Source organism: Pseudomonas sp. S44, from assembly GCF_016624805.1.
In the GTDB taxonomy this organism is placed as follows: Bacteria; Pseudomonadota; Gammaproteobacteria; order Pseudomonadales; family Pseudomonadaceae; genus Aquipseudomonas; species Aquipseudomonas machongensis.
The window spans coordinates 1-12784 of record NZ_JACVTY010000046.1 but is presented as its reverse complement, the minus strand read 5'-3'; the positions used below and the strand labels follow the sequence as shown (position 1 = coordinate 12784).

Here is a 12784-nt window from a genome sequence, read left to right as displayed (position 1 = left end):
CCCCAGGATCTGTGCAGCTACACAGGATGCAGGGGCTGCTACAGCAGATCGCAGTGCCTGGCAGGAGCAGCTTTGTCGGCGTCGCCATTCCCCTCTAACGATTGAACCGCTCCGCCAGGCTATGCAGGTACTCCGCCATCCGCTCCAGGTCCTGGCTGATCTCGGCGCCCTGCTTCGCCTGCCCGGCGCTTTCGTCACACAGGTGGGCAATGCGCACGATCTGCTGGTTGATATCCTCCGCCACATGGCTCTGCTGCTCGGACGCGGTCGCCATCTGCTGACTCATGCCGGTAATGCGGCTCACCGCCTGGACGATACCGGTCAGCGCCGACTGTACCGCCTCGACGCTGTGCACGCTGTCGCGGGAAATCTGCTCACCGCGGCTGGCGCTGCTCACCGCACGCTCGGCACCGGCCCGCAGCGAGGCGATGATCTGGTGGATTTCCTCGGTGGAGGTGCGGGTGCGCTGGGCCAGCGAACGCACCTCGTCGGCCACCACCGCAAAGCCCCTGCCCTGCTCCCCGGCACGCGCCGCTTCGATAGCGGCATTGAGCGCCAGCAGGTTGGTCTGCTCGGCGATCGAGGTGATCACATCCACCACACTGCCGATGGACTGGGTCTGCTCGGCCAGGGCATTGACCGCCTGGCCGATGTCGTTCACCGCCTCGCTCATGCTGCCCATGGCCCGTAGGCTCTGCTGGGCCAGGTCACTGCCCTGCTGCGCCAGCTGATCGGCATCGCCGGCCGCATGGGCGGTGCTCTGCACGTTATGGGTGACCTGCTGGATGGTCGCCGCCATCTGCGCGATGGCGGTGGCCGACTGGTCGGTTTCGCTGCGCTGTCGGTCGAGCATCTGCGCCTGGGCATCAGACAGTTCCGCTGACTGTGCAGCCCGTGACTTGACCCCAACGCCAGCGTCCACCAGCCGCGTGAGCGCGGTCTGCAGGCGTGCCTCTTCGCTGATGATCGCCAGGTCGAGTTGGCCGCGCAAGCCGGGGTTGTCACTGTAGGTCAGGGCGACCAGCGGGCTGGTGAAAGCCTTGGGATGCTCGGCCAAGGTCCGGCGGATGGCCTGGTTCTGCCGGTGTTCGATCAGGTACCAGGCACTGAACAGGCTGACCATCAGCAGGCCCAGCGCCGCATAGGGCGGTAGCCACAGGTAGCCTGCCGCCGCAATCAGCCCGGCACCCACCAGTGGCCAGCCAGTCCCCAGGCCATGCGCCAGCCGCGCCGCCCAGGGCACTGGCGAGCGTTCGGCCCGCAGGCGTGCGTACAACGCTTCGGCACGACGAATCTGTTCGCGGGTCGGCACCGAACGCACCGATTCGTAGCCACTGATGCGGCCGTTCTCGTAGACCGCCGTGACATAGGCGCTGACCCAGTAGAAGTCGCCGTTCTTGGCGCGGTTCTTCACCACCCCCATCCACGGCTTGCCCTGCTTGATGGTTTCCCACATATGGCCGAATACCGACGGCGGCATGTCGGGATGGCGCACCAGGTTGTGCGGCTGCCCCACCAACTCGTCGTAGGTGAATCCGCTGATCGCCACGAACGCATCGTTGCAGTAGGTGATCCGGCTGTTCAGGTCGGTGGTGGAAATCAACCGCTGCTCGCTGGAGAACGTTCTTTCATGCTCGGTTACGGGCAGATTCGTGCGCATCTCGGGCGGTCCTTGCTTGTGTAGACGAGGGGGAAATTTCATCAAAGCAAGTAAAGGTTTAGCAGAGCATTTTCACGTGCGGGATGAGCATTTGTAAGAAAAGTTCCCGACCTGACGGAATGTATTTTCGGCAACGCCGATCAGCCCACATTCAATTGCGACTTGAGCAGGTCACGGAAGGTCTGGATCAACGGTTCGCGGCTGCGCCCACGCCGGATGATCAACGAAAATGGCGCCTGATAGCCGAAGGTAGACGGCGATAACACCCGCAGATCACCTTTGTCGGCCCAGGCCTGGGCATAGTGCTCGGGCAGGTAACCGATGTAGGCACCGGACAGGATCAGGATCAGCTGCGCCTCCATGCTTTCCACGGTCGCGGCGCTGTGCTTGAAGCCGTGACGGGCCAGCTCCGCCTGGCTCCAGTAACCCCGGCCGACCATACGCTGCTGGGTGATGACTTGCGCCGGAATGCGCCGCTCGCTGAACAGCGGGTGGCGGCTGCTGCAGTAAAGCCAGTGCTGCTCGCGGTACAACGGCTGGTACACCAGGCCGCTCATGCGCGAAGAAAAGGCGCCGATGGCCAGGTCCAGGCGGTTGTCCTGCACACCCAGCTGCAGCTCGTAAGGGCTGGAAACCGACAGGTGCAAGTGCACGGCCGGGTGCTCCTGGCTGTAGGCGCCGATCGCCTCGGCCAGGGGCAGCGCGCGATCGCCGACGGTGGAGTCGATCACCCCCAGGTTGAGGGTGCCGCGCAGCTCACCCTTGAGCGCCGCAGCGTATTGCTCGAAACCGTCGAGCTCGCCCAGCAGGCGCAAGGTCTCCTGGTGGAACAGCTCACCCTTGCTGGTCAGGCTGAAACCACCACGGCCGCGGTGGCACAGCACCAGGCCCAGGGCACTTTCCAGCTGGCTCATGTAGGTGCTGATGGCCGACGTGGAAAGGTTGAGGTCACGCTGGGCGTTGGCGAAACCTTGGTGACGCACCACGCTGACGAAGATGCGCAGCAGTTTCAGGTCGGGCAGCGATGAGGCCATGGCGCACAGGTTCCGCAGACTGGAAATCCGTCAGAGTCTACCGCGCCTTCGTCGCGATAGTTCAGAAATTCCTGAAGTAAGTATTTGTCGGTAGCGATTCTTCCGGCGCACTACCTTGCGCAGACTTGGCCGAAATGTCCCTGGTCGCCGGCGCCTTCGCGCTTGCCGAGCGTGCCGCGACACAGGTTCGAACAAACAGAACAATCGACCGACTGATGAGGCCCACCGTGGACAAGATTCTCCACCAACCACTGGGCGGCAACGAAATGCCGCGTTTCGGCGGCATCGCCACCATGCTCCGTCTTCCCCACCTGCAAAGCGCCGAAGGCCTGGACGCCGCCTTCATCGGCGTGCCGCTGGACATCGGCACCTCGCTGCGCTCCGGTACCCGCTTCGGCCCGCGGCAGATCCGCGCCGAATCGGTGATGATCCGCCCGTACAACATGGCCACCGGCGCCGCCCCGTTCGACTCGCTGTCGGTCGCCGACATCGGTGACGTGGCGATCAACACCTTCAACCTGCTCGACGCCGTACGCATCATCGAAGAAGCCTACGACGAGATCCTCGAACACAACGTCATCCCCATGACCCTGGGTGGCGACCACACCATCACCCTGCCGATCCTGCGCGCCCTGCATAAAAAGCACGGCAAGATCGGCCTGGTGCACATCGACGCCCACGCCGACGTCAACGATCATATGTTCGGCGAGAAGATCGCCCACGGCACCACCTTCCGCCGCGCTGTCGAGGAAGGCCTGCTGGACTGCGACCGCGTAGTGCAGATCGGCCTGCGCGCCCAGGGCTATACCGCCGATGACTTCAACTGGAGCCGCCGCCAGGGCTTCCGCGTGGTGCAGGCCGAAGAGTGCTGGCACAAATCGCTGGAGCCGCTGATGGCCGAAGTGCGCGAGAAGGTCGGCGGTGGCCCGGTGTACCTGTCGTTCGACATCGACGGCATCGACCCGGCCTGGGCGCCAGGCACCGGCACCCCGGAAATCGGCGGCCTGACCACCATCCAGGCGATGGAAATCATCCGCGGTTGCCACGGCCTGGACCTGATCGGCTGCGACCTGGTCGAGGTCTCGCCCCCGTACGACACCACCGGCAACACCTCGCTGCTGGGCGCCAACCTGTTGTTCGAAATGCTCTGCGTGCTTCCCGGCGTAGTGCGTCGCTGATCACCTGAAACACCTGCAATACCCAGGCAGGAGCCGTGGGACAGGGCCATAGAGGCCCGCCAACACTCGATGAGGAGCGCCGGACGCGGTGAGAGCGTCCGAGCGATCGATCTCGCATAATAAAGATAATCGGAGACACCCATGGCCTTGGACATCATTGTTGTACTGATCTACGCCGCTGGCATGCTCGGGCTTGGCTGGTACGGCATGCGGCGTGCGAAGACCCACGAAGACTACCTGGTCGCCGGACGCAATCTCGGCCCGACCCTCTACATGGGCACCATGGCCACCACCGTGCTCGGCGGTGCATCCACCGTCGGCACCGTGCGCCTGGGCTATGTCCACGGCATTTCCGGTTTCTGGCTGTGCGCGGCCCTGGGCCTGGGCATCATCGCCCTGAACCTGTTCCTCGCCAAACCGCTGCTGCGCCTGCGCATCTTCACCGTGACCCAGGTACTGGAGCGCCGCTACAACCCGATGGCGCGCCAGGCCAGTGCAGTGATCATGCTGGCCTACGCGCTGATGATCGGCGTGGTCTCCACGCTGGCCATGGGCACCGTGCTGCAAGTGCTGCTCGATGTGCCGTTCTGGATGGCCTTGCTGTTCGGCGGTGGCGTGGTGGTGGTCTACTCGACCATCGGCGGCATGTGGTCGCTGACCCTCACCGACATCGTGCAGTTCGTCATCAAGACCGTGGGCCTGATGTTCATCCTCCTGCCGGTGTGCCTGTACAAGGCCGGTGGCTGGGATGCACTGGTGGCCAAGCTGCCGGCGGCGAGCTTCCAGCTCACCACCATCGGCTGGGACACCATCATCACCTACTTCCTGATCTACTTCTTCGGCATCCTGATCGGCCAGGACATCTGGCAGCGTGTGTTCACCGCACGTGACGAGAAAGTCTGCCAGCGCGCCGGTACCGCCGCAGGCGTGTACTGCGTGATCTACGGCCTGGCCTGCGCGCTGATCGGCATGGCCGCCCACGTGCTGATGCCAGACCTGGCCAACCCGAACAACGCCTTCGCCGAGATGATCAAGACCACCCTGCCCGACGGCATCCGTGGCCTGCTGATGGCGGCGGCACTGGCGGCGATGATGTCGACCGCAAGCGCCGGCCTGCTGGCGGCGTCCACCACCCTGACCGAAGACCTGCTGCCCAAGCTGCGTGGTGGCAAGCGCTCGAGCCTGGGCGTGAACCGCCTGTTCACCCTGCTCACTGGCGTGGCCGTGCTGGTGATCGCCCTGGCGGTGAACGATGTGATCAGTGCCCTCACCCTGGCCTACAACCTGCTGGTTGGTGGCATGCTGATCCCGCTGATCGGGGCGATCTTCTGGAAACGCGCCACCACTCCAGGTGCAATCGCCAGCATGTCGCTGGGCTTTGCCACCGCGCTGTTCTTCATGTTCAAGGACGGCCTGGATGCCAACTCGCCGATCTACTACAGCCTGGCGGTGGGCCTGGTGAGCTTTGTCGTGGTCAGCCTGATGTCGCGTAAACCGACGGCTGCGGTGAACCTGGCCTGATCTCCAGGGCAGAAAATCTCCGGACCAGCCCGCCCCTACCCTGTGGAAGCAGCTGTCTTGTTCAAAATCTAAAGGTCAGCCCAATCCCTGTGGGAGCGGGCTGGTCCCGCGATCACCGGCGAAGCCGGTGCCATGCACTGCGAAAGCCACACCACAGATCCCCCTTGCAAAAACGCAAAAGGCCGCCGCATCCCCCAAGGATGCAGCGGCCTTTTTCCTGCGCTAATCAGCGCCGACGCGGCTGGCGCTTGCGCTGTTCTTCGTCGGTGGGGATCGGTACCGGTTGCAATGGCGGCGGTACCAGGCCAAGGGCGACGGCAAGGTCGTGGAGCCAGTTGTACATGCGCTTGTTCATAGTGCCCCCTTCACGGGTCAGCCTTGCGGCAAATCAGTCCTGCGATGCTTCATACAGATCATAGTCCCATGTTCTGTATATCGCCTGCGTCTAACCTTACAGATATGGGCGATTTTGCCGCAGATCAAGCGGAAACGCCGTACTCCGACAGCCGGTTTACTGTTTCACCTTGTTGCAGGTCGATCCACGCCTGCAAATTCGCCCCGCACATACCCTGGCGCCACATCAACCAGGTCTCGGCATGATCGAACGGCGCCTGCAACGGATGCGCGCTGACCCGCTCGCGGCCCGGCAGGCTGTCGAGCATCGACTGCGACATCATCGCCACCCCCGCCCCCGCGATCACGCACGCCAGCATGCCCTGGTACGACTCGATCTCCATCACTCGCCCCATTGGCGTGTGGTCGTGCGCATACCAGGCCTCCAGACGCATGCGGTAGGCACACCCCTGGCGGAACGTGAACACCGAACGCCCGGCCACATCACGCGCACTGTACACCGGCGGATGCTCAGGGCTGGTGATCAGCACCAGCCGTTCCTCGCACAACGGCACGCCATCGAGCCCGGCCAGCCCCGGCGGGCCATCCACCAACGCGGCGTCCAGGCGGCGCTCAAGCAGGCCCTGCAACAACTCGCCACTGGGCGCGGCCTGCACCTGCAGGTTCACTGCCGGATAGGCCTGATGGTAGCGCGCAAGCAACGCCGGAAGCTGGATGGCCGCCGTGCTGTACATGGTCCCGATGATGAAGTCCCCGGCTGGCTGACCGCCCTGCACCGCCGCCATGGCTTCATCGCGCAGTACCGAAAGCTTGTGCGCATAGTCCAGCAACACTTTGCCGGCCGGCGACAGCTGCAAGCGCTGACGCTCGCGCAGGAACAACTCCACGCCCAGCTGCTCCTCGAGCTGACGCAGACGCGTCGACAGGTTCGACGGCACCCGGTGCAGGCGCTCGGCGGCGCGAGTCACTGACCCCTCCTCGGCGACGGCCTGGAAGATCCGCAATTGGCTGAAGTCCACGACATTCTCCAAAACAGAACAACTTGATCATCATTATTCAATTTTATTGAAAGTCAAGAACTCCTAACCTGCCATCCATCGCTTACCACTGCGCAGGAGTCTTACCATGTCGCCCCTACTGCAACTCATGGCCAGTGCCGTCGCACTGATGATGGCCATGGGCATCGGCCGCTTCGCCCTGACCCCGCAGATGCCCCGCCTGATTGCCGAGGGCCAGTTCGACCTGACCGCAGGCGGCCTGGTGGCCGCTGCCAACTATCTCGGCTATTTCATGGGTGCCGTGGACGGCATGTTCGCCCGCCACCCGCACCAGGTGCGCCTGCGCCTGCATGCCGGGCTGTGGTTGTGCGTGCTGCTGACCCTGGCCTCCTGGGCTGCCAACGGATTCTGGAGCCACCTGCTGCTGCGCTTCGGCACCGGTGTGGCAAGCGCCTGGGCATTGGTGATGCTGACCAGCCTCAGCCAGCACGTGGCCAGCAGCCATGGTCGCGCGCGACTCGGCGCACTGGTGTTCGCTGGCCCAGGCGTGGGGATCGCCATCACCGGTTTCCTGGCGCTCGGTGCGCACCTGCTCAGCCTCGATTCGGCGGCGCTGTGGTTGATGTACTCGGTGGCCGCGCTGGTGATGCTGCTGGCTGTGCTGCCGTGGCTGCCGCGCGCCCATCTGCTGACGCCCGCGCCCAGCACCGCAGCAGCGCAGGCTCATCCACGCCAGCGCAGCATCGCCCGTCTGGCGGTGGTCTATGCGTTGTACGGCATCGGCTACATCCTGCCCGCCACCTTCCTCTCGCAGATGGCCAGCCAGCAATTCCAGGGGCAGTGGCTTGCCGACCTGTTCTGGCCCGGCTTCGGCCTTGCCGCAGCGCTTGGCGTGGTGATCGTCAGCCTGCGCGGCCCGGGTCACACCAGCGTCTGGCTGACCGCCACACTCTGGCTGCAAGCCTTGGGCGTGCTGGCCTGCCTGCTGGGCGGCGGTATCGGACTGGGGCTCGGGGTACTGCTGTGCGGTGCGCCGTTCCTGGCCTGCATGCAGTTGGTGATGCAGCGTTCGCGAGAGCTCGCGCCCCACGCCACCCAACGCAACGCCGGCCTGCTGACCGCCTGCTTCGCCCTCGGCCAACTCAGCGGCCCCTTGCTGGCCGCGCTGAGCAACCACTTCAGCGGCGGGCTGCAACCCGCACTGTTGCTGGCGGCTGCAGGGCTGGGGGTCGCCGGGTTGCTGGTGGCGACAAGCAGATCGGATCAACGCGCCGCAGAGCAACTGGCGACCCCTGTGTAGGAGCAGCTGTCTTGCTCAAAACCTACAGACCAGCCCAATCCCTGTGGGAGCGGCGGTTCGGCGCCCCGACTTGTCCCGCGAACACGGGCGTAGCCCGTGCCAGGCAGCGCGATACCTTTTTCGCGGGCAAGCCCGCTCCTACAGGTCGAGGCGGTTTCATAGCCGGGCTGTGGCCTCAATGCACCGAGTTACGCCCAACCTCCAGGTCGTTCAGCAACGCCTTGGCCATCGCGCTCAGGTAGTGCAGTGCGGTGATGCTCACCGGGTCCACCTGTTCCTGCTCGCTCAACTCGCGGACACAGCCAAGGATCACCGACACTTCTTCCAGCACCCGCTCGAAAGGAATGCCAGGTTGTACGCGGTACATGTCCAAGAAAGTCGCCACACCTGCGGTGGTGTAGCCATTGGATAGATCAGACATGGTCACATCTCCTCACTGTGGTGTGGGGAACGTGCGTAAGGCGGGGTGGATCGGGGACGAGCTTTTTCATGGCATGACTCCCATCGTGAAAAACAGGAACTGCCACTCGCTCGTTCTCACAGGATTGGGTGGCAGTCGTACGCGGGGTGAGAACCCGGCCACGATAGGGGAACCGGTCAGGACGAACCTGCCCGCGCACGGCTGCCATAGCAGAGCGGACGCTATCGTGATTAGGGTTCTCACACCCTGTCGTTTAGACGACCCGGCGAAGTTATCCCTGACGCATTTCCACGACAATTAAGACGCTTCCGCAAGCTGCGTAGGATAGATCCTAACGACTCAAACCTGACACCGGCGCCCGAGAATTAGGAAAAATCAGACACGCCACAGCCCGCCTTACCCCACCACCCGCCGCAACTGCCGCCGCACCCAAGGCTCGGCACTCACCAGCACCACACCACCGAGCACCATCACCGCCCCCACCACGAAGTTCACGCTCAGCGGCTCATCCAGCAACAGCACCCCGAACGTCACCCCGAACAACGGCGTGATGAACGAAAACACCGCCAGGTTCGACGCCAGGTACTGGCGCAGCAACCAGAACCAGGTCAGGTAACTGAAGAACGACACCACCAACCCCTGGAACAGCACGCTGCCCAGTGCCAACGGCGTGAACGACACCGCACCGATCTGCCCGCTGAACAACGCCATCAGCAGCAAGCCGACGAAGCCCACCATCAGCTGGTAGAACAGCGTCAAGGTCGCCGGCGCCTCCGACAGCCGCGAAGCCCGCACCACCACCGTGGTCGCACCCCACATCAGCCCCGCCAGCACCGCCATGGCATCGCCGAGCAGCACCCGCCCATCGAGTTGATCCAGCGACAGCCCGCCCGCAAAGGCCAGGGCAATCCCGGCAAATGCCAGCGCGATCCCCAGCCACTGCAGCAAACGCAGACGCTCGCTGGGCAACATGAAGTGCAGCCCCAGCGCGGTGAACACCGGGGCCGTGTAGAGAAATACCGACATATGCGCCGCCGAGGTCAGCTTCAGCCCCTCGGCGATGAACAGAAACTCCAGCCCGAACAACGCCCCGGCCAGCAAACCCGCGCGCCAGGTGCTGCCCAACTGCGCCCAGCCGCCCCGCCAGCACATCAGCAGCCCGACCAGCACCGCAGCGATACCGGAGCGAAACGCCGCCTGCATCACCGGCGCGATATCCACGGCAGCCCATTTGATCATCACCTGCTGGGAGCCCCAGATCAGGCACAACCCCAGCATCACCTGCAGGGCAAAGGCGTCAGTGTTCTTGCGGGCCGCGCTCATGGGCGGGCCTCGTAGCGGGTCAGGGGCATGGGCAACGCTCGGCAGTCAGAAAATGGATCCATTGCCGATTATCGGTGCGCCCGCCCCGCCGATACCAGCCTAAATCGCACCTGGTGTGATCTGCGGCTTGCTCGAGACCTGATCGAAGGTGGACTCATCCAGCGCATCTGCCTGCTGATCCAGCTTCAAGCGTGGGCTGTCCGCTCCTGGAATCGCGCTGTCGATGAGGCTGAGCAGGCGCGAGCCGCGCTCGGTGAGCACAAAGTTTTCACCGTTGCCGCCATCCTCTTCAGGCCGGCTTTCGATGAAGCCGCGCTGGAACAGCAGCTTTTCGTATTCACAGGCGCGTGTTTTCAGCTGATCCAGATCGCCCACCGGCTGGCCTTTGGCGGCCATCGCCGCAGCATGCTGCTCGGCGTAGGGGCGTGGCGTGAAGCTGTGACCGGCGCCGTTCTGCACCTCGTGCAGCAAGCGTTCGATCAGGTCCCAGTCGTAGGTGCTCATGGCAGTGGCCTCTTGCTGTGGACGGTGGGTACACAGCATGGGACCGGAGGCGTTGGAGGTCCGTTCAAATCATTGACAGTACACGGTTGGTTTTGTAGTTTTCAGGCGCCGCACTTATTAGCGTCTCGATATCATCACCACGAACCAGAGAATGGTCGACTATAGAAAAGAAGGGTAAAGAAACCAACCATAAGACAAATTTTCTGAAGTACTCATCGACCAAGAGCATTGTCGATATCCTTTATTAGCTGTTTAGCAAAATCAATATCCCGCTGACTGTAAGGGTACCTGCCGGGTGGTTGATTATCAGCATTACGAACTAGATCGCTTAGTCTATTCCTGACCTCGATGGCTTTTTGCTCATGCCCAGCAGGAGACAACATGTTGCCTGTAGCTTTCTAATAACGCACAGCGTCAGCCAATCCGCCGTTTCCGACCCTGTTGCCGGTTTTATCCGCACCGTAATACGAAGTCAGAATCTTTTCAAATTGGTCGCTATCTGCCGGCCGATAAGTAGGTCCAAACCCACCCTTGGGCGTATCCACGCTATTTCTTGCCCCACCCCCCGCCTTCCCAGCCGCAATCTCCCGCTCCGCCGCCGCCAACCCCGCAAGGTTCCCACCTTCCTTGGGCACCAACGCCGACTCGCTATAGAAATACAGCTTTCCATCCGGCGCGACAAACTCAAAATTGCCCGTGCGCAGGTTCACTACCGCCGTATACCCCTCCGGCGCCACCACGTTCGCACCAACCCCTGAACCATCGCGGTAATACGACGGCAACCCCGGCACCTGTCTGCCCGTCGCACCACCCACCGCTTCGGCAATGGCCTCGCGCTCGGCCACCGTCTTGCTCACCTGACCCAGCTTCCCGGCCTTGCCGACCGGTACCGGCACCAGGCTCATCACGAACTTGGTCTGCCACTCCGCCTCCACCCGCGCCGCTGCCGTAGGATTGCCCTGCAGCCGATACAGGGTCGCCTCGGCGCGCATGTCCTGCCATTCCTGCACCACCGCTTCAGGATGACTCAAGGAGTTGATCAGCTGGTGAGACACCTGCGAGGCGGTGTTCTGGGTATCGGTCAGCAACCCCTTGCCCAGGCCGTACATGCCTTTGAGCATGTCGCCCAGCGCCGTGCCTACACCCTCCACCGAACCCAGCGTTTCTGCCGTGGGATCGTACTTGCCGAAGTTCAGGTTATTGGCGTAATACGCGGCGTACTCGGGGTCCACCCCAGGGCGCAGGAACTCGCGATTCTTGGTGGAATCGTTGAACTCGGCGCTATGCGTGCTCGCATAGTCCTTGAGCAACGCCACGGTCTGCTGCGCGGTGTACTGCTTGCCCGCCTCCCCCACCATAGGCACGTCACCATTGGCGCGGCTCACGTCGAGGCTGTCCGCCATTGGCGCCAGCGCCTGGCCGAGGTGCGCCAGGGTGCTGGCCTCGATGCTCCTGCCATTGGCGGTAATCACCTGCCGCCACTCGTTGTCGGTGTAGTAGGCCAAGGCTTCGGCCATGCGCCGCTCCGCCTCGGCGGGGCTGATGCCTAGCTCCTGGGCGAGTGCAGGTGCCTGCTTCTTGATCTGGACCACTTCTTTGGGATGCGCCTGCCGGTTGTAGCGGTCGGCCATCTGGGCGATCCAGGCACCTTTCTCGACGTCGCCGTTGACCAGCCCCGCCGCAGCGAGGCCGGTGAGTTGCGAGAAGGTATCGCGCAGCGCAGGCTGCTTCTTGTAGAGCTCCTCCAGCGCCCCCGCCATGGCGGCGTTGGCCCCGGCAGCCATCGCTCCGCTGGCGAAGTCGCCGCCGGAGGCCACAGAAACAGCGCCCCCTGCCAACGCGTGCAAGGCTACACGGCCTGCGCCACCTTCCTGCCACAACGCGATAGCGGCGGCATCGCTGCGGCTTTCTGCGTCGGCCAGGTTCTTCGTTGCAAGGTTGCCGATGGCATTGAAGGCGGAAGCGGCGACGACGTTGGACGCCTGTGACACCAACGCGTTGAGCAGGTTGTCGCTCAGGCTCCCACCGTTCACCACGGTCTTGATCGCACCCGAGGTCACACCGATCGCACCGGCCCGCAGGCCGAAGCCACCTATGCCTTCGAGCTTGCTCAGGTCAAAGCCATAAGTACGGCTGAAGCCTGCATTGTCGCCGCTGAACTTGGGATCGATGTAGCCAGCGGTGACGCCGGTCACCAGGCCGGAGATCACCGCGCCCTTCAGGCTATCGCTGCTGAAGGTATCCTTGACCACCAACCCCAGGTTGCCACGGTTGTTGATGGCACTGATCGCCGCATTGCTGGTCAAGCCGGTCAGCCCGGCCGTCACCGCCGCATTGGCCCAACCAATCCCGCTCAGGGCAGCGCCGGTACCTGCTGCCCAGGCGCCACCAGCGGTGGTCGCGGTAACGGGCTGGCAAGCGTGATCGGCGTGCTCGCCCAAGGCTGTGCAGTGGACCAGTGCAACCCGTCGGCGGCCCCTCCTACCTGGCT

The 12784-nt window shown here is 63.6% G+C and carries 11 protein-coding genes; 3 read left to right on the top strand and 8 right to left on the bottom strand.

The features are described 5' to 3' along the window. Positions 1–94: 94 nt before the first annotated feature. On the bottom strand, positions 95–1660 hold the full coding sequence (locus IAE40_RS24025) for a methyl-accepting chemotaxis protein (protein WP_063543770.1): 1566 nt from the start codon (positions 1658–1660) through the stop codon (positions 95–97). A 140-nt stretch (positions 1661–1800) separates the two neighbouring features. Further along, entirely contained in the window at positions 1801–2694 is an 894-nt protein-coding gene (locus IAE40_RS24020) for a LysR family transcriptional regulator (RefSeq protein WP_112897730.1), read from the bottom strand. 227 nt (positions 2695–2921) lie between these two features. Here IAE40_RS24020 and speB point away from each other — a divergent pair, with 227 nt between their 5' ends. Both speB and IAE40_RS24010 read left to right on the top strand, forming a co-directional pair. After that, positions 2922–3872: an agmatinase gene (speB, locus tag IAE40_RS24015; protein WP_063543768.1), complete on the top strand. Its 951-nt coding sequence runs from the start codon at positions 2922–2924 to the stop codon at positions 3870–3872. A 141-nt stretch (positions 3873–4013) separates the two neighbouring features. Then, positions 4014–5393, top strand: coding sequence for a sodium:solute symporter (locus IAE40_RS24010; RefSeq protein WP_063543766.1), 1380 nt, complete (start codon positions 4014–4016; stop codon positions 5391–5393). Between the two features lie 226 nt (positions 5394–5619). Here IAE40_RS24010 and IAE40_RS25845 read toward each other — a convergent pair whose 3' ends face one another. Further along, entirely contained in the window at positions 5620–5748 is a 129-nt protein-coding gene (locus tag IAE40_RS25845; RefSeq protein ID WP_256093825.1) for a PA1414 family protein, read from the bottom strand. A 124-nt stretch (positions 5749–5872) separates the two neighbouring features. Beyond that, a complete protein-coding gene (gene ptrR / locus IAE40_RS24005) occupies positions 5873–6766 on the bottom strand; it encodes a putrescine utilization regulator PtrR (protein WP_153773480.1) in 894 nt (297 codons plus the stop codon). A gap of 106 nt (positions 6767–6872) precedes the next feature. Between ptrR and IAE40_RS24000 the strand changes: the two genes are divergently transcribed. Continuing rightward, positions 6873–8045: a YbfB/YjiJ family MFS transporter gene (locus IAE40_RS24000; protein WP_197889866.1), complete on the top strand. Its 1173-nt coding sequence runs from the start codon at positions 6873–6875 to the stop codon at positions 8043–8045. 175 nt (positions 8046–8220) lie between these two features. Here the strand turns inward: IAE40_RS24000 and IAE40_RS23995 are convergent, their stop codons facing one another. The 4 genes from IAE40_RS23995 to IAE40_RS23980 all read right to left on the bottom strand — a co-directional run. Further along, entirely contained in the window at positions 8221–8466 is a 246-nt protein-coding gene (locus tag IAE40_RS23995; RefSeq protein ID WP_200603980.1) for a DUF3077 domain-containing protein, read from the bottom strand. Positions 8467–8862: 396 nt separating this feature from the next. Next, positions 8863–9789, bottom strand: coding sequence for a DMT family transporter (locus tag IAE40_RS23990; protein ID WP_054893281.1), 927 nt, complete (start codon positions 9787–9789; stop codon positions 8863–8865). Between the two features lie 99 nt (positions 9790–9888). Continuing rightward, positions 9889–10293, bottom strand: a complete 405-nt coding sequence (locus IAE40_RS23985) for a transcriptional regulator (RefSeq protein WP_065861239.1) — start codon at positions 10291–10293, stop codon at positions 9889–9891. A gap of 398 nt (positions 10294–10691) precedes the next feature. Next, positions 10692–12784, bottom strand: a 2093-nt coding sequence (locus IAE40_RS23980) for a DUF637 domain-containing protein (protein WP_234465235.1), incomplete at its 5' end; no start/stop codon positions are given.